15 protein-coding genes, 4 tRNA genes and 2 pseudogenes are annotated in these 17,483 nt (G+C 58.5%); 16 read left to right on the plus strand and 5 right to left on the minus strand.

Translation table 11 applies throughout. From position 1 onward, the window contains the following. The first annotated feature begins 68 nt into the window (after positions 1-68). From LJU32_14090 to LJU32_14130, 9 genes and pseudogenes are all read left to right on the plus strand, one after another. Positions 69-1,280 carry an O-succinylhomoserine sulfhydrylase gene (locus LJU32_14090; GenBank protein WKV86993.1) on the plus strand — a complete coding sequence of 404 codons (1,212 nt, stop codon included), beginning with the start codon at positions 69-71 and terminating at the stop codon, positions 1,278-1,280. Beyond that, positions 1,277-2,053 carry an SDR family oxidoreductase gene (locus tag LJU32_14095; GenBank protein ID WKV86994.1) on the plus strand — a complete coding sequence of 259 codons (777 nt, stop codon included), beginning with the start codon at positions 1,277-1,279 and terminating at the stop codon, positions 2,051-2,053. Before LJU32_14090 ends, LJU32_14095 begins: the two co-directional genes overlap by 4 nt. A 192-nt stretch (positions 2,054-2,245) precedes the next feature. Further along, positions 2,246-2,321, plus strand: a tRNA-Val gene (locus tag LJU32_14100). Between the two features lie 55 nt (positions 2,322-2,376). Then, positions 2,377-2,453 (plus strand) — tRNA-Asp (locus LJU32_14105). 93 nt (positions 2,454-2,546) lie between these two features. Then, positions 2,547-2,623: transfer RNA gene (locus LJU32_14110), tRNA-Asp, on the plus strand. 489 nt (positions 2,624-3,112) lie between these two features. After that, positions 3,113-5,943 (plus strand): annotated as a pseudogene (locus tag LJU32_14115) (xanthine dehydrogenase family protein molybdopterin-binding subunit). Continuing rightward, the gene (locus LJU32_14120; protein ID WKV86995.1) at positions 5,936-6,475 is read left to right on the plus strand and encodes a (2Fe-2S)-binding protein; all 540 of its coding nucleotides are present in this window, start codon (positions 5,936-5,938) and stop codon (positions 6,473-6,475) included. The pseudogene LJU32_14115 and the gene LJU32_14120 overlap by 8 nt, the downstream one beginning before the upstream one ends. Positions 6,476-6,477: 2 nt before the next feature. Next, positions 6,478-7,712, plus strand: a pseudogene (locus LJU32_14125) (cytochrome c). Between the two features lies 1 nt (position 7,713). Next, entirely contained in the window at positions 7,714-8,685 is a 972-nt protein-coding gene (locus LJU32_14130) for an XdhC family protein (protein ID WKV86996.1), read from the plus strand. Between the two features lie 42 nt (positions 8,686-8,727). Here LJU32_14130 and LJU32_14135 read toward each other — a convergent pair whose 3' ends face one another. Continuing rightward, positions 8,728-10,011 (minus strand): FAD-binding oxidoreductase, encoded by a 1,284-nt coding sequence (locus LJU32_14135; GenBank protein WKV86997.1) that lies wholly within the window; start codon positions 10,009-10,011, stop codon positions 8,728-8,730. Positions 10,012-10,192: 181 nt separating this feature from the next. Here LJU32_14135 and LJU32_14140 point away from each other — a divergent pair. The 4 genes from LJU32_14140 to LJU32_14155 all read left to right on the plus strand — a co-directional run bounded on the left by LJU32_14140 (position 10,193) and on the right by LJU32_14155 (position 12,178). After that, a tRNA-Val gene (locus LJU32_14140) sits at positions 10,193-10,269 on the plus strand. 245 nt (positions 10,270-10,514) lie between these two features. Then, a complete protein-coding gene (locus tag LJU32_14145; GenBank protein WKV86998.1) occupies positions 10,515-10,943 on the plus strand; it encodes a hypothetical protein in 429 nt (142 codons plus the stop codon). A gap of 482 nt (positions 10,944-11,425) precedes the next feature. Then, positions 11,426-11,710 (plus strand): hypothetical protein, encoded by a 285-nt coding sequence (locus LJU32_14150; GenBank protein WKV86999.1) that lies wholly within the window; start codon positions 11,426-11,428, stop codon positions 11,708-11,710. A gap of 12 nt (positions 11,711-11,722) precedes the next feature. Next, positions 11,723-12,178 carry a DUF2214 family protein gene (locus tag LJU32_14155; protein WKV87000.1) on the plus strand — a complete coding sequence of 152 codons (456 nt, stop codon included), beginning with the start codon at positions 11,723-11,725 and terminating at the stop codon, positions 12,176-12,178. Between the two features lie 200 nt (positions 12,179-12,378). On the opposite strand, the gene csrA is transcribed toward LJU32_14155, so the two are convergent. Further along, positions 12,379-12,591, minus strand: coding sequence for a carbon storage regulator CsrA (gene csrA / locus LJU32_14160; GenBank protein WKV87001.1), 213 nt, complete (start codon positions 12,589-12,591; stop codon positions 12,379-12,381). 250 nt (positions 12,592-12,841) lie between these two features. Here csrA and LJU32_14165 point away from each other — a divergent pair, with 250 nt between their 5' ends. Beyond that, entirely contained in the window at positions 12,842-13,207 is a 366-nt protein-coding gene (locus LJU32_14165) for an SPOR domain-containing protein (GenBank protein ID WKV87002.1), read from the plus strand. An 85-nt stretch (positions 13,208-13,292) separates the two neighbouring features. On the opposite strand, the gene LJU32_14170 is transcribed toward LJU32_14165, so the two are convergent. The 3 genes from LJU32_14170 to LJU32_14180 all read right to left on the minus strand — a co-directional run bounded on the left by LJU32_14170 (position 13,293) and on the right by LJU32_14180 (position 15,541). Beyond that, the gene (locus tag LJU32_14170; protein WKV87003.1) at positions 13,293-13,982 is read right to left on the minus strand and encodes an endonuclease I family protein; all 690 of its coding nucleotides are present in this window, start codon (positions 13,980-13,982) and stop codon (positions 13,293-13,295) included. Positions 13,983-13,986: 4 nt separating this feature from the next. Beyond that, positions 13,987-14,256 carry a DUF1654 domain-containing protein gene (locus LJU32_14175; protein ID WKV87004.1) on the minus strand — a complete coding sequence of 90 codons (270 nt, stop codon included), beginning with the start codon at positions 14,254-14,256 and terminating at the stop codon, positions 13,987-13,989. Between the two features lie 196 nt (positions 14,257-14,452). After that, positions 14,453-15,541 (minus strand): asparaginase, encoded by a 1,089-nt coding sequence (locus LJU32_14180; protein ID WKV87005.1) that lies wholly within the window; start codon positions 15,539-15,541, stop codon positions 14,453-14,455. 333 nt (positions 15,542-15,874) lie between these two features. Here LJU32_14180 and LJU32_14185 point away from each other — a divergent pair, with 333 nt between their 5' ends. Together LJU32_14185 and LJU32_14190 are read left to right on the plus strand one after the other, a co-directional pair. After that, positions 15,875-16,321 carry a hypothetical protein gene (locus LJU32_14185; GenBank protein WKV87006.1) on the plus strand — a complete coding sequence of 149 codons (447 nt, stop codon included), beginning with the start codon at positions 15,875-15,877 and terminating at the stop codon, positions 16,319-16,321. A 199-nt stretch (positions 16,322-16,520) separates the two neighbouring features. Continuing rightward, positions 16,521-17,477 (plus strand): sugar ABC transporter substrate-binding protein, encoded by a 957-nt coding sequence (locus LJU32_14190; protein ID WKV87007.1) that lies wholly within the window; start codon positions 16,521-16,523, stop codon positions 17,475-17,477. Positions 17,478-17,483 lie beyond the last annotated feature (6 nt).

A 17,483-nucleotide genomic window follows, 5' to 3' on the forward strand; every position in this document is an offset into this window, starting at 1 on the left:
TTTCCACCGGCCCTGAGGGGCCGGTTTTGTATCTGACATTTTTCAAGAACACAGCAAGGAGTGACAGCATGAGTCAGGAATGGGATGCCGGTCGGCTGGACAGCGACCTCGAAGGCGTAGCGTTCGATACTCTGGCCGTGCGTGCCGGTCAGCACCGCACGCCGGAAGGCGAGCACGGTGATCCGATGTTCTTCACCTCCAGCTACGTGTTCCGCACCGCTGCCGATGCGGCGGCGCGGTTTGCCGGCGAAGTGCCGGGCAACGTTTATTCGCGTTACACCAACCCGACCGTACGCGCATTCGAAGAGCGCATCGCCGCGCTGGAAGGCGCGGAGCAGGCCGTCGCCACGGCAACCGGCATGGCTGCGATCATGGCGGTGGTGATGAGCCTGTGCAGCGCGGGCGATCACGTGCTGGTGTCGCGCAGCGTGTTCGGCTCGACCATCAGCCTGTTCGAGAAGTACTTCAAGCGCTTTGGCGTCGAAGTCGATTACGTACCGCTGGCCGATCTGTCGGGGTGGGATGCGGCAATCAAATCCAATACCAAACTGCTCTTTGTCGAATCGCCGTCCAATCCGTTGGCCGAACTGGTGGATATCGCCGCACTGGCAGAAATCGCGCATGCCAAGGGCGCGCAGCTGGTGGTCGACAACTGCTTCTGCACCCCGGCGTTGCAGCAGCCGCTGAAGCTCGGCGCGGATATTGTCGTGCACTCGGCGACCAAGTTCATCGACGGTCAGGGCCGCTGCATGGGCGGCGTTGTCGCCGGTCGCGGTGAACAGATGAAAGAAGTGGTGGGTTTCCTGCGGACCGCCGGGCCGACCCTCAGCCCGTTCAACGCGTGGATCTTCCTCAAAGGCCTTGAGACCCTTAACCTGCGCATGAAAGCTCACTGCGCCAACGCCCAGGCGCTGGCCGAATGGCTGGAGCAGCAGGACGGCATCGAGAAAGTCCATTACGCCGGCCTCAAGAGCCATCCGCAGCACGAGTTGGCCCAGCGCCAGCAGAAGGGCTTCGGTGCGGTGGTCAGCTTCGAGGTCAAGGGCGGCAAAGAAGGCGCCTGGCGCTTTATCGATGCCACACGGTTGATTTCGATCACTGCCAACCTCGGTGACAGCAAGACCACGATCACGCACCCGAGCACCACCTCTCATGGGCGTCTGGCGCCGCAAGAGCGTGAAGCGGCGGGCATTCGTGACAGCCTGATCCGCGTTGCGGTGGGTCTGGAGGACGTCGCTGACCTGCAAGCCGACCTGGCGCGCGGTCTGGCCGCGTTGTGATCGAGTTGTCCACACCGGCGGCCAATACCAATGGTCGCGTGGCGCTGGTCACCGGCGCTGCACGCGGGATCGGCCTCGGAATTGCCGCTTGGCTGATAAGCGAAGGCTGGCAGGTGGTGCTGACCGATCTCGATCGGACGCGAGGTTCGAAAGTGGCGAAGGTGCTGGGCGAGAACGCCTGGTTCATCGCCATGGACGTCGCAGACGAAAATCAGGTCGCGCTGGGCGTGGCCGAGGTGCTGGGGCAGTTTGGTCGCCTTGATGCGCTGGTCTGCAATGCAGCGGTGGCCGATCCGCACAACATCACCCTGGAAAGCCTCGATCTGGCCTATTGGAACCGGGTGCTGGCGGTAAATCTCAGCGGGCCGATGTTGCTGGCCAAGCACTGTGCGCCGTATCTGCGTGCGCACAACGGTTCGATCGTCAACCTGGCCTCGACGCGTGCGCGACAGTCGGAGGCGGACTCTGAGGCGTATGCGGCGAGCAAGGGCGGGCTGTTGGCGCTGACCCATGCGCTGGCAATCAGCCTTGGACCGGAAATCCGCGTGAACGCGGTCAGTCCGGGCTGGATCGACGCGCGTGATCCCTCGGTGCGTCGCGCCGAACCTTTGGCCGATGCCGATCATGCCCAGCATCCGGCCGGCAGGGTAGGGACGGTCGAGGACGTGGCGGCGATGGTGGCGTGGTTGCTGTCGAGGAATGCCGGGTTTGTCACCGGCCAAGAGTTCGTCGTCGACGGCGGCATGACCAAGAAAATGATTTACGAGCAGTAGCAGCTTCAAGCTTCAAGCGGCAAGCGGCAAGCGGCAAGCAGAAGCATGATGGTAGTGTGCCTGCTTTCGCTGATATTGCTTTTTCTTGAAGCTTGCAGCTTGCAGCTAAAATCTGTTTTTGAAAAAACTCTAATCCTGCTATTGACTTAGCTTCGCCACCTGCGTAAATTTCGCGGCCTCGGAGATGCAAACGGGTGATTAGCTCAGCTGGGAGAGCGTCTGCCTTACAAGCAGAATGTCGGCGGTTCGATCCCGTCATCACCCACCACTCCCGAGAAGCTTGCGCAAGCAAGAGAGTAGGCTGAAAGTGCCTGCACCGACGCGCAGCGGTAGTTCAGTCGGTTAGAATACCGGCCTGTCACGCCGGGGGTCGCGGGTTCGAGTCCCGTCCGCTGCGCCATATTTTACGAATCAGATTTATCTGATTCGCGATTGCCAGGCACCGAAGCCGGCAATCAAAACGAGTTACTTGAGCGCAAGCTCAAAGCGATACGCAGCGGTAGTTCAGTCGGTTAGAATACCGGCCTGTCACGCCGGGGGTCGCGGGTTCGAGTCCCGTCCGCTGCGCCATATCTGTTTCAAGGACCACTGAACGCCTTGAAGCGCCGAAACCAGTCATCGGCTGAATCGGATCGATAGCAAAGACCCTGGTCGAAAGACCGGGGTTTTTTGTGTCTGAAATTTGGTTATTCCTATTCCTCGCTCCTGAAGCCAATGCAAATTCCTGTGGGAGCGAGCCTGCTCGCGAAAGCGTCTGCACATTCAAAATCTGTATTGCCTGAAAATCGCTTTCGCGAGGAGGCTCAATCCACCATAGGCACGCTCTGTCGTCTCGGCGGATCGGATGCGGTGCCACGTCGCATTGATTTTTTTGATTATTTAGTCAGGTTTTTGTAACTGGTTGTTTGCTGCGGGCGCAGAAACCTTTAAAGTTAACCTTTCGGTCAGCTTTGCACTGTCAACACAGCTCTTTGCTTCGCCAGAAAGAGCTTCTGCACGACTCGAGATCCCCAGTAGATAACCACAAGGGCGGACCTATAACCGCCCAGAGGATGATCCATGTCCAACCGTGAAATATCCCGGCGCTCGTTCCTCCAGGGCGGGCTGGTGGCGGGTGTGAGCGTTACGCTTACGCCGCTCAGCAGTCAGGCGCTGGCTGCCTTGATGGAAAACAGCGTCACCGTGCCGTCCGAGAAATGGCTCGGCAATAACGGCAAGGCGCGTCAACGCAACGATGCGCTTTCCAAGGTCTGTGGCAGCAAGGTCTTCGCCCGCGACATCCGCGCCAAGGACATGCCCGGCTGGCCTGAGCAACAGGGCCACGCGATGCTGCTGAAAACCATCAAGGCTGACCGCATCTACGCCGGCTACGATCTGTCGTGGCTCGGCGCTGATCTGCAGCCGGACCGCATCGTTACCGCTGCCGATCTGGACAAAGACGGTATTGTCTTCCCCGAAGAGCACGCGCCTGATCCGTTGCTGCCGGAAGGCAAAGTGCCGATGTTCATCGGTCACCCGGTAGCGATCCTGATCTGGAACGACTTTGAGCGTTTCCGTCAGGCCAAGAATCAACTCAAATTCAATGACAAAGCGATTCGTTACGGCGCCAAAGTGCCGTTCTACGAAGGCGATCCCTACGGCAGCTTCCGCTACGTGCGCGTCGGCGGCGCCACTTCGGCGGACGAAGACGAGTTCGCCAGCCTCAAGGATTCGATTCTGTTCCCGATGCTGAAGAACCGCCGGCCGGTGTGGAATGCATCGCCGAACCTGCATGGCAACCTCACCGAGCGCGGCCTGTTCTACGCCGATCGCATGAAGCAGGAAATCGACACGCCGCCGGATAACTGGCTGGTGTTCGATGAGCGCTACAAGACGCCGTCGATCGAACCGGCCGCCCTCGAGCCGGACAACGGCAACGGCTGGTACGACCCGAAAACCAAAACCCTGCATTTCGTCGTTGCGACGCAGTGCCCGCTGGAGGTTGCGACCGAGACCGCGAAGATGATCGGGCCGTCGCGTTTTGGCCTGGCCAATCTGAACATGCACCCGGGCTATACCGTCGGGTACGGCTCCAAAGACCACAACATTTTTGTCTACTACGCAGCCTTGGCCGCGCTGTACGGCGCCGGCGTGCCGGTGCGTCTGGCCAACGACCGCTACGAGCAGTTCCAGAGCGGCATCAAGCGTCACCCGTTCGACATTCGCTACCAGTTGGCCGTGGACAAGAACGACTACACCTTCAAGATCTTCCGCGCGGAAATGAGCGTCGACGGCGGCGGCCGGGTCAACTACAGCCCATCCGTAGCGGCGGTTGGCGCCACGGCTGCGCAGTCGATCTACTACATGCCGCAGAACGACCTGCAGGTCACCGCCTATCACTCGCGCGCAGTCGAAGCGGGTTCGATGCGCGGTTACGGCACCCTGCAAAGCATGGCGGCGACCGAAATGATGGTCGACGAGATCGCCAATCGTCTGGGTGTCGACGCGATCGATTTGCGCCGTCGCAACGCCCTGCGTTCGGGGATGAAAAACACCCAGGGTGCAATCCCGGCCGGTGCACTGCGCCTGCACGAAATTCTCGACAAGGCCTCAGTGCACGAGGTCTGGAAAAACCGCGACGCGATCAAGCAACAGCGTGAAGCGGCAGATCCGGATAACTGGTACGGCGTCGGTTTCGCCATCTGCCAGAAAGACTTCGGCACTGGCTCCGAAGCGCCGATGGCCAGCATCGAATTCACCGCAGACGGGCGCATCACTCTGCGCCACATCGGCATCGAAATCGGTACCGGCATGTCCACCTCGCAAGCCCTGGTCGTCGCGGATTTCCTCGGCAGCCCGGCGCACGAGGTGAAAACCGGCGAAACCGAATGGCAGGAAATGCAGCTGATCACCAGCGGCAACCCGTACATCATGAGTCAGGCCGAGCAGGACAATCTGCTGCGCAACCCGCGCTGGGTCGGCAAGCTGGCGTCGGCGTCTTCGGCGACTAACTCGGCCTATTACTTCAGCCATGCGACCCGTGAAGCGGCGCGCGTGCTGTTCAACCACGGCTTGTGGCCGGCGGCACTGGAGATCTGGCGTCAGGGGCCGTACGGCGGCCAGGCCAACCCTTACGTGGTGCGCCGCGAAGATGCGCATTGGGTCGACGGCAAGCTGACCGCCAACGGCATGCAGCCGCTGAGTTTCGAAGAACTGGCCAAGCGCGCCCACGAGCGCGGTCTGGTGACGGGCGCTACGGTGCATGGTTTCAACCGCTGGAGCTGGGCCGAGGCTGAGTACAGCATCGCCGGCGTGCGCGAGCGCCTGCCGCTCGACGGTCTGGCGGTGAAATACGGCGATGGCGCGCCGCAAGCGAAGAAAGCGCAGATGAACAGCGCCGGCTTCCATCTGCTCGATCGGCAGAACGTCAACTACCCGGTAGTGCAGTTGAACAACGCTGCCGTGACCTATTACAGCCCGGTCGCGACGCTGGTCGAGTTGAAGGTCAACAAAGGCTCGGCGGAAGTTCAGGTGCTCAACCACCATTCGTGGATCGAGTGCGGTCGTGTGCTGGTTGAAGAGTTAGTCAAGGGCCAGCTCGAAGGCGGTATCGCCATGGGTATTGGCCATGCGCTGATGGAAGAGATGCCGTTGTACGAAGGCGGGCCGGGGAGGGTGACTGGAACTTCAACCGTTACCGTCTGCCGATGGCGCGTCACGTTGCGGTGTGGAAGCAGACTGCGGAGATCCTGCCGCCGCTGTCGCCGAGCGATCCGTCCAAGGGCATCGCCGAAGTGGTGATGATCCCGATTGTCGGTGCCATCGGTAACGCCGTGGCGCACGCCATCGGTAAACGTGTTCGTGACTTGCCTATTACCGCTGCGCGCATCAAGGAGGCCCTCAATGGCTAACCGTCCGCTTCAACTGACCCTCAATGGTCAATCCGTCGGCCCGGTGGACATCCCTGATGACCTGCCGATGATCGACTACCTGCACGAATACAAAAATCTCACCGGCTCGCGTCTGGGCTGCGGTCAGGGGATCTGCCACGCCTGTGTGGTGATCGTCGACAACCCCGACGGCACCAGCGAAGAAGTGCGCACCTGTATTACCGGTGCGCATTACTTCGAGGGCAAGAAAGTCCGCACGATTGAAGGCCATGCCACTCGCGACGAGCAGGGCCAGGTCACCGAGCTCAATCCGATCCAGCAGCGCTTTGTCGACGAGTTCGCTTTCCAGTGCAGCTACTGCGCGCCAGGCTTCGTCAACGCCGCGACGGTGTTGGTCGAGAAGCTGCAGCGCCAGCCGATCGTCAAAAGTCAGCTGGAACAGGTGATCGAGGACAGCCTCGGCCATCACGTCTGCCGCTGCACTGGCTACGTGCGTTATTACAACGCCACGCGCAACGTGCTGACCGATCTCGGCCTGGTTAAGGAGGGTTGAGCATGAAGCGTTTACTGACCCGCCTGACTTTCGCGGTCGGACTGGCTGCGCCGCTTTGGCGGCCCACGCCGACGATCAGATCAAGCGCGGCGAATACCTCGCTCGCGCCGCCGACTGCATGGCTTGCCACACCGCACCGGGTGGCGCGCCATTTGCCGGCGGCCTGCCGATCGTCTCGCCATTCGGCACGATCTACGGCACCAACATCACCCCGAGCAAAGAGCACGGCATCGGTCTGTACAACGATGACGAGTTCTTCGCTGCGCTGACCGAAGGCAAGCGTCGCGACGGTGCGAATCTGTATCCAGCGATGCCGTACACCTCGTATCACCTGATGCCGCGCGCCGATTCCGATGCGATTCACGCGTATCTGAAAACCATCGAGCCGATCGAACGCGCCGCACCGGTGACCAGCCTGAGCTTTCCGTTCAATGTGCGTCTGGGCCTGACCGGCTGGAACATGATCTATGGCAAAGACGTCAAGCTGGAACCGGCGGAAGGCAAGAGTGAGACGTGGAAGCGCGGCCAGTACATGGTCGACGTTCTCGGTCACTGCGGCGAATGCCATACGCCACGCGGCCTGCCCGGTGCGATGCAAATGGACAAGCGCATGACCGGCGGCATCCTCAATGGTTATCTGGCGCCGAGCCTGCTGGCCACCGACCTGGCCGCGCGCGGCTGGAATCAGCAGGATTTGAGCACGTTTCTCAAGCACGGCATGAGCGCGCAAGGGACGATGTTTAACGAGATGTTCCCGGTGTTTCACAACAGCACTCAGGGGCTGAGCGATACGGATCTGGCGGCAATGGCGACATTCCTGCTCGGCGAGCAACCGCCGCCAGCCAAAGAGCTCGTCGAGGTGCCGCTCGACAAGCTCAGCCCGAGTGCTCAGCGCGGCCGTCAGGAATACCTGAACGTCTGCGCCGGTTGTCACGCGGCTGGCGGTGAAGGCAAGCCGCACATCGCAGTGGCCATGCGCGGCAACACCACGTTGCGTCTGGAAGATCCGCGCAACCTGTTGCGAGTGATCGAGGATGGCATCGGCGAACAGAAGTTTTCCGGGTTCGAGCACATGCAGCCGATGCCGGGTTTTGCTGAAAAGCTCAGTCCTGAGCAATTGACCGATCTGCTCAACTACCTGCGTCAGGGTTGGGGCGGGCAGGGCGCTGAACTGGCGGTGAGCGAAGTGCAGAAGCTGCAAGCCGACGCGCCGAGCGTCGAGCACAAGGCCCACTGATATGCAGCATCTCGATCTGCAAGTGGTGCGTAGGGCGCTGGAATGGTCGGTGGCCGGGCAGCGAATCTGGCTGTGCACGGTGCTGACCACTTACGGCTCGGCACCGCGCGCGCCGGGTTCGCTGCTGGCGGTGAACGAAAGCGGGCAGTGGATCGGCTCGCTATCGGGCGGTTGCGTCGAGGAGGATTTTCTTCAGCGCGTCGCCGAAGGTGCGTTTCTCGAAGCGGTCAGCGTCGTGCGTTATGGCGAAGGCGATGATCCGCGTTCGCGGGTCAGCCTGCCTTGTGGCGGCATTCTCGATGTGTTGGTGGAGAAACTTGACGCCGACTGCGCGGTGCAGGCGCATCTGCGTGAACTGGAGTCGGCGCTGCTGGGGCAGCGTCGTCTGCTTCGCGAAGTCGATCTGGCCAGCGGTGCGCGCGCTCTGTTCGCTGATCGCGAGCAGGGCGCGCGGATCGAGCGTGAGATCGATCGGGTGCGCATCCGTATCGGCGCGGCGCAGCGCTTGTTGCTCGCTGGCTACTCCAGTGTGGCGCAGGCCTGTGCCGAGTTCGCGGTGGGGCTTGGCTTTGAAGTGATTCTCTGCGATCCGCGCGATGAAGTGCTTGAAGGTGTGGTGCTCAATGGCGTGGAAATCCGTCGGCAGTTGCCTTCGGTGTTCATTGCCGACGGTGGCTGCCATCGCGACACAGCAGTGGTGGCGCTGACCCACGATCCGCGTATCGACGATCTGGCGATGATGGAAGCGGTGCGCACCGAGGTGTTTTACATAGGTGTGATGGGATCGCAGCAGACGTCGCAGAAACGCTTCGAGCGCTTACGCCGCATTGGTGGCTTGAGTGAGGCAGAGCTGGCGCGGGTTCATGCGCCGATCGGCCTCAACCTCGGCAGCAAGACACCGGCGGAAATTGCGCTGGCGGTGCTGGCGGATATCCTGCGGATTCGTAGTGGGATCGCCCGGGATCAGCTCTGAGCTTTATGCAGAAATGAAGAGGGCCGCGATTTGCGGCCCTTTTTACATCCCGAATTTATCGCGCAGTCCGTAATACCAGGCGCCCAGCGCGGCAAACGGTGTGCGCAGCAATTGCCCGCCGGGGAAGGGATAGTGCGGCAGGTCGGCAAAGGCATCGAAGCGCTCGGCCTGACCGCGCAACGCTTCGGCGAGGACCTTGCCCGCCAGGTGCGTGTAGGTGACGCCGTGACCGCTGCAGCCCTGCGAGTAATAGATGTTGTCGCCCAAGCGCCCGACCTGCGGCAAGCGCGACAGGGTCAGCAGGAAGTTGCCGGTCCAGGCGTAGTCGATCTTCACGTCCTTGAGTTGCGGGAACGCCTTGAGCATCTTCGGGCGGATGATCGCTTCGATGTTCGCCGGATCGCGAGCGCCATAAACCACGCCGCCGCCGAAGATCAAGCGCTTGTCGGCGGTGAGGCGGTAGTAGTCGAGGAGATAGTTGCAGTCCTCCACGCAGTAATCCTGCGGCAATAGCGCCTTCGCCAGCTCATCGCCCAGTGGCTCGGTAGTGATCACTTGAGTGCCGCACGGCATTGATTTGGCCGCCAGTTCCGGCACCAGATTACCGAGGTAGGCGTTGCCGGCGACGATGATGAACCTGGCCCTGACCTTGCCCTGCGGTGTATGCACAACCGGATTGGCACCGCGCTCGATGCGCACGGCAGGTGATTGCTCATAGATAGTGCCGCCGAGAGATTCGACTGCCGCTGCTTCGCCGAGCGCCAGGTTCAGCGGATGGATGTGTCCGCCGCTCATATCGAGCATGCCACCGACGTATTGATCGCAACCCACCACTTCACGGATGCGGCTTTGATCCATCAGTTCAAGTTGGGTGTGGCCGAAGCGCTCCCAAAGGCGCTTTTGCGATTCCAGATGCCCCATCTGTTTGGCGGAGAGGGCGGCGAATACACCGCCGTCTTTCAGGTCGCACTGGATGTTGTATCTGGCCACGCGCTCGCGAATGATCCGGCCACCTTCAAAGGCCATTTCACCGAGCAGTTGCGCCTGCTTGGGGCCCACGGTGCGTTCGATTACATCAATGTCGCGGCTATAACTGTTGACGATCTGTCCACCGTTACGCCCCGACGCGCCGAAACCGACTTTGGCCGCTTCCAGCACCGTCACGCGAAAGCCGTTTTCCAGCAGGAACAAGGCAGAGGAAAGCCCGGTATACCCGGCGCCGATCACACAGACGTCCGTCTCCACATCATCCTGCAGCACGGGACGGGGCGGTACGGCATTGGCCGACGCAGCGTAATAAGACTCTGGGTATTGGGTGTTCGCCATCCTGCCGCCTCTGTTTAATATATTTTACGAGTGCGTCGATCCTACCCGAGTTGAAAAACCTCCGCCAGCCACCGGAAAATCTTCGTCGCTGAGGCGAAATTAAATATTTTGCATATTCATAGGGTTAGGTGAAAAAAGGTGTTGACACCCTCCGGAATTCCGTAGAATGCCGCCTCACAGCAGGCACGTAGCTCAGTTGGTTAGAGCACCACCTTGACATGGTGGGGGTCGTTGGTTCGAGTCCAATCGCGCCTACCAAACAAAATCCGCTCTGCTGGGCGGTCTGGAAGGGCTCACCGAAAGGTGGGCCCTTTTTTGTTGTCTGCGATTTGCAAAACTTTTGCAAAACCCATTTCAGAAAGCCAGTTGGGCGCTTGCTTCAACGCAGTCGCTCGTCCTGTCGCCCTGTCGTCCTGTCCCTGTGTCACCTTGGGCTGCAGTTAGAAGCAAAGTGGGTATTACGCCTATCGGTGATATCATTGCGCCTCATTTATGGAGGCAAGATGAAAGTTGAACACTGGCGAGGCTGGGAGCCTGAGTGGCTCAAGCTGACCGAACACTATGCAAGCGCTCCGCCGGGACCGGGTGCGTACATCATTTGCGCAGACAGGGAGATTCAGCGCGCAATCGGTGCGGACGAGCATGGCATTTTGACCATTGGCGAATCCGAAAATTTACGCCGCCGTTTGGCCGCATTCGTGCGGTGCGCGAAAAATCCGGGCGCTGCTGGTCATATGGCGGGATGGCGATTCAATTACGCATCCTTCGAGCAGGTTTTCCCTTTGGAGTCGTTGTGGGTGAGCTGGTATCCAACGCCGGACAAGGCGACGGCTTACGCTAAAGAAGGACAGATGCTGGCGCTTTACCTGGCGGAGCATTTCGAGCTTCCACCACTCAACTACAAGTTCAATTGGCCGAAGCTGGAAGCTTGATGATGCGGCGCTTTGGCTTCTGACGCCACAAGGTCAACAACCTTATAAACTGCTGTGTTTTCTGAAACCTGTCAAAGGAATGAATCAGTGACTAACAATCACACTGTTATTTGCCCTCACTGCCTGAATGAGGTGCCATGGGGGCGCAAGTCTGCCGGGGTTGCCAAGCCGAGGTGAGCTATGGCACGCCACAAGGCGTCGCAATCTTCTTTCTGATCATTTGCGTTGTTGCTGGATGGTGGGGGCCAAGTTGGTTCATACCTTCATCACCACGAACTCGGCAGTGCTGTGGTTCGTATTCGGGGCGATATTCCTGGCAGCCGGGCTTGCCTCACGAAAGCTTTGCAAGCGACTCTACAGCGGCAAAACGGTTTTCCGCCGCTTCTATCGAAAGTAGTTCGCTGCCGGTATCCAAGCCCAGCCTTGCGCTGGGCTTTGTTTTTTCCGCGCACTGAGAGGGAGCGATACAAAGCGCTTTTTTGGTGCGCTTTTTAGCCCTCGTTCATAAAAAATATCCGGATATCCAAAGAGTTACAGAGTTCAATCTCCAACCAGTTATCGAAAAAGCCTTGTTGCAAGTTGGGAATTTAAGTAACATTCGTCCCGCGTTCACCACCACGGTTTATGCATTTTTAAATCCCAAGCTTCCATCAGCTGCTTGGGATTTTTTGCCTGCGATTTGGCGTTTGGCATCTGTTCCCCTTCACCTGCGCGCGAAGCGCCGTTATTTCGTCTACTACTGTCAGGCTGATTTCAACTCTTTATAAGGGGGCACTTCGATGCTGAGCCAGTGGATCCTTGCGGCTGTTCATCTATTCGCGTTTGCCTTGGCTTTCTGGGCGGTGCTGACGCGCGGCACAGCGCTCAGCCAGCTCTCGGCGGGCACGGGAGAGGTCAAGCGCGTTCTGCTCGCGGATAACTTGTGGGGGCTTTCAGCCTTGACGCTGCTTATCACCGGAGCGATGCGTGCGTTCGGTGGTTACGAGAAAGGCTCTGACTATTACCTGCATCAGCCGCTGTTTCATCTGAAGATGACGTTGTTTGTGCTGATCCTGCTGATAGAGCTTGCGCCCATGATCACACTGATCAAATGGCGCATCGCATCATCGCGCGGGGTAGCGCTTGATAGCGGACGTGCGAAATTGTACGCGCGAATCAGTCATGTTGAAGCGCTGCTGCTGATCATGATAATGGTCGCGGCGACAGGCATGGCGCGTGGCGTGATATTCGCTTAGAAGGCGGAATTCTCCGCGCTCTATCGGAAACGTCCGACAGCCAGCTCCAGGAGTGAAAGGTAATATCGGCGCAAGAAAGGAGGGAGGGGCAAGTGAAGGGAGTCAGCATGCTTCAGGCGCCGTGCCCAGCGGGGTGAAATGCGGATGGCTAAACGGCGCGTGAATCTTTAGCCAGTCTTGCGCGACGGCAAAACGACTGGCTACGTGAGGCGGTGTGGCTCAGGGGTTTGCGGCTTGTCCGGAGCGGTCAGGCCGGCCTGGATGCGTTGGTAAATTTCTTCACGATGCACTGCCACGTTTTTCGGAGCGTTGATGCCGATGCGAACCTGTTGGCCGCTGACTCCGAGGATGGTGATCGTGATGTCATCACCAATGTTTATGCTTTCACCGACTTTGCGGGTGAGTATCAGCATGGTCTTCTCCTTGATTGCTTTGTAGGGCACCTGATTCAGACAGTGCAGAGGTCGGTGGTATCTATAGATTAGTGCGAAGTCTCACGGTTTGGGTGCCTCTTTCTGACGCGCAGATGCGGCATTAATTCCCAGGGCGTAACTATACAGAGGCTGCAATCATCATTCTCGTTGTTTTGTGCCCATTTTGCGGGGCTCGCGAAGTATTTATGAATGATAAGATCGCCGCTTTACGAATTCCGAGGAAAGCGTTGTGCGCAAATTGGTTTGGCTGGTAGCGGCACTGGCATTGGCAGGCTGCGGTGAAGGCAAGAATGTAGATGCGCCGAAGCCTGAGACGAAGGTCGCGGCAACGCCGGCGGCCGCTGCGCCACAGTGGGATCTGGAAGTGCGTGGCGAAACGCCTCAGGCAGTCAGTGACCTGAGCGGCTGGTTGATCGAGCACGCTTTCGTTCCGACGGTCGTCAAGGACGGCAACGGTAAAACACGAATTCTGATCGGTCCGTTCAATTCTCAGGCTGACGCCGAAGCGCGCAAGGTGCAGGTCGATGCGGCGTTGGTAAAAGCCAAGAAACAGAACATTGAGTCAGTGGTGATTGAGCATCCGCTTACGCCATAAACGAAGCGCCTTCAACGCAGGTTGAACGCCGGACATGAAAAAGGCCTCGAGCATAGCACTCGAGGCCTTTCTATTTGTGCTGCAATCAGCCGCAGGCTTTCAGATTTACCGAGCCGACAAATTCATTGCCTCGTCCCATCACGCACGCCACGCTTTGATTACGCTGACGCTCCCAGTCCTGCACCGGATATGTCTTGTCCCACGCCTCGTACAACTGCCGATCCTGCTTCGATAGGCGCAGTCCGTATTGTTTGCTCATATAAAAATACGTGCGGGCGATCATGCCGCGAATCGAAGGGCGGGGCATGACCTTCTTCGCTTTGAAATCGACCTGCGTCAGGCAGGAACCGTACTGGCCCGATTGTACCGGCAACCAGCCGTAGCTGAAGTTGCTGCGGTCACCGTTGACCTCGCCAATGCTCGGCACCAGGTTGTGCAAATCAGCTTCGGCCTTTTGATACACCGGATCGTAGCGGGTGCAATTCTTGCGTCCGCCTTGTTGCCAACACTGTCGCTGGTGACCGATCTGCCAGGCCGGCACGATGTGCTCCCATTCGATTCTCGATGCGCGTTTGGCGTTCTTGCGCGGCACATAACCGCAAGCCTTCAGATCGACCTTGTTACCGGTGTACTTGCAGCCGCAATAAAACTCGGTGGACTGCGGTGCGTAAAGTTTCCACGCGGCTTTCTTGGCTTCCGAAAAGGTTCGTGGGGCGCCAGCCTGGGCGCCCATGGCGAAAAACAACAACAGCAAAGCAACACAGCGGACACTCATTGAATCAATCTTCCTTCGGCACAACCCAAAAAATCTGCACGCCACCGTCATCGCGATAAGCGAGGGTAACGTTGTCGTTCTCGTCGATTTCCTCGAGCAAGCGCTCCCAGTCGTCCATTGGCTCATCCGGCAAACGGAAAATCAGTGCGGCTTTGGCTTTTTGTGCGGTGGGGGAATTGATGATTTTCTGAACGCGCATACCCATGCGTTCGTAAGCGTCAGGAGCAGCAGGAGAGGTGGCCACGAGGTTATCCTTATTAAGCTGTACGTGCATACAGTATTTAACTGTAAGCGATTTCGCAACTGCTTAAAATTCAAGAAAATCCTCTGACAGCGTGTTTCCGATTTTGGTGTAGTACTCGACGAGTTTTTTGTGGAAAAAATGCTTGTAGGGTGTCAGCGGGGCACCACCTGCCAAGCTGACAGGTGGTGCGCAATGCCCGATCGAGAACTGATCAGGCGAAGGTCAATCAATATTCCCAGAACATCCGCTGCAGTTCTTTGCTGTCGTTGGTCTTGGTCAACGCGACCATCGCCAGGATGCGGGCTTTTTGCGGGTTCAGGTCGTGAGCGACAACCCAGTCGTATTTATCGTCAGGCTGTTCGGCGTTACGCAGGACAAAGCCACCGGCGTTGACGTGGGACGAACGAATGATCTGCACGCCATCCTTGCGCAGGGCTTGCAGGGACGGGACCACACGCGAAGACACCGAGCCGTTGCCAGTGCCGGCGTGGATGATCGCCTTGGCACCGGATTGCGCCAACGCCTTGTAGGCGGTATCGCTGACGTTGCCGTAGGAGTAGGCGATTTCTACATCAGGCAGACTCTTGATGTTCTTGATGTCGAATTCCGAATCCATGGTGTGACGCTTGGCCGGCAGGCGGAACCAGTAGGATTTGCCTTCGACGACCATGCCCAGCGGACCCCAGGCGCTTTTGAACGCTTCGGTCTTGATGTTGATCATTTTGCTGACGTCGCGACCGGACTGGATCTCGTCGTTCATGGTCACCAGCACGCCTTTGCCGTGCGCTTCTTTGCTGCTCGCCACGGCGACGGCGTTGTACAGATTAAGCATGCCGTCTGCCGACATGGCAGTGCCCGGACGCATCGAGCCGACGACGATGATTGGCTTGTCGGTCTTTTCAACCAGGTTCAGGAAGTACGCGGTTTCTTCCAGTGTGTCTGTGCCGTGGGTAATGACGATACCATCGACGTCCTTGCTCTCTGCCAGCTCGGAAACTCGACGACCCAATTGCAGCAGGTTGTCATTAGTGATGCTTTCCGAAGCGATCTGCATGACTTGCTCGCCACGCACGTTGGCCAGTTTGCTCAGCTCGGGAATGCCGGCGATCAGTTGTTCGATGCCGACCTTGGCCGCTTGATAGGTGGCACTGTTGGCAGCACTTGCCCCGGCGCCGGCGATGGTGCCGCCCGTTGCCAGTACAACGACGTTGGCCAGTTTGGTCTGGGTTTCGACTTCTTTTGCCTGAAGGGCGGTGGGCAGGAGCAGGAGGAGGGCCAATGCGCCCGGAACCAAGGTATTGAAAGCAGATTTCATTATTTTCTCTCTAGTCGTAGACGGTGCTGATGCAGGTTCATCTAGATGCGCCCCGAGCCGATCTGAATGCTTGAGGTGCAACGAAGGGAGCAGGATTCATACCATGCGTAATGTGCCTGCGGAAAATGTTTAACTCGATGATTTAAATCAACATTTGTCTGGTGTCAGAACATTCTTGCAGACCGTTCCATCCGGTATTCCGAACAACGGACGGATTCGTGTTCGGCTCACCGATGGGCAACCGCTAAACGCCTGCTGAATAGCAAATACCCGCTAAAGAAATGCGCGCCCGGGCCGATGCGTCCTCAAGGAAACCAAATCTTAGGAGTTCACATGTCACTGACGGTCGGTTTTGCCAATCCCGCTGCAGTCACCATCGGCGGTAAAACTGCAGCGACAATCAACACCCTGAACGATGCGACCAATGAGGCATCGGCGCAGGCGCTGGGTACCGAGAAAACCGAAACAAATCAGGTCAGGACCGGCGGCGGGCCTGTGCAGGAAGACAGCAAGGCCGAGAGCGGCGGCAATCAGAGCATCACCGTCAAGACATTGCTCAAGCGTATGCAGGAGTTGCAGAAGCAGCTTCAGGAACAGCAACAGCAATTGGCAGCAGCGCAGGCTGCGAGCTATCCAACTCCAGAAGCCAAGTCCCAGGCGATCATGTCCATCCAGGGACAGATCGCGCAGACCAGCGCGGCAATGACCGAAGTCGCGGGCGCGCTGGTCAAGGAAATGTCCAAGGGCGCCAGTGGTGGGCTGGTCAACACCACTGCTTGATCTGTCGATTGGGCGAGTCAGCGATTCGCCCTACAACAGATGACGATTTGTGATTGTTGACAAATGTCGGCGGGATTCTCATAGTTCGGTCTACGCAAACGTTTGCGCGGCTTTAACGGGGCAGATGTCCTTTCGGCCTTGACGGAGCATACGTCAGCGCAAACGTTGCTCACAATAATCATAAGATCGGAGTGAACCCATGAAGCTGCCATTCGCCGCACGTCTTCTTGCTGTCGCTATGCTGGCTGCCACAGCCGCCGCACTACCTGTCTCCTCGGCGTTCGCCGAATCCGCAGAAAAACCCAAAGTCGCGCTGGTCATGAAATCCTTGGCAAACGAATTCTTCCTGACCATGGAAGACGGCGCCAAAGCCTACCAGAAAGAACACTCCGCCGATTTCGATCTGATCTCCAACGGTATCAAAGACGAAACCGACACCGCTGGCCAGACTCGCATCGTCGAACAGATGATCCTGGCCAAGGTGAATGCACTGGTGATCGCGCCTTCTGACTCCAAAGCCATGGTGCCGGTTATCAAGAAGGCCGTAGACGCCGGTATCACGGTGATCAACATCGACAACCAGCTCGATCCCGCCGTAGTCAAAAGCAAAAACATCAACGTGCCTTTCGTAGGCCCGGACAACCGCAAAGGTGCACGTCTGGTTGGCGAATACCTGGCCAAGCAACTGAAGGCGGGCGACGAGGTCGGCATCATCGAAGGCGTGTCCACTACCACCAACGCACAGGCGCGCACGGCCGGTTTCAAGGACGCGATGGAAGCCGCGCAGATCAAAGTGGTCTCGCTGCAATCCGGTGATTGGGAAATCGACAAGGGCAACAAGGTTGCCGCTTCGATCCTCAGTGAATACCCGGATGTCAAAGCACTGCTGGCCGGTAACGACAGCATGGCGGTCGGCGCCGTTTCCGCAGTCCGTGCCGCTGGTAAGGCTGGGCAGGTGAAAGTCGTCGGTTACGACAACATCAATGCGATCAAGCCAATGCTCAAGGACGGCCGCGTGCTGGCCACTGCTGACCAGTTTGCAGCCAAGCAGGCCGTGTTCGGCATCGAAACCGCACTGAAGATCATCAAAGGCGAGAAAGTCGACAGCGGTGCCAACGGCGTGATCGAAACACCGGTCGAACTGGTCACCCAGTAAGTCATC

The organism is Pseudomonas sp. B21_DOA (assembly GCA_030544685.1).
In the GTDB taxonomy this organism is placed as follows: Bacteria; Pseudomonadota; Gammaproteobacteria; order Pseudomonadales; family Pseudomonadaceae; genus Aquipseudomonas; species Aquipseudomonas fluorescens_AO.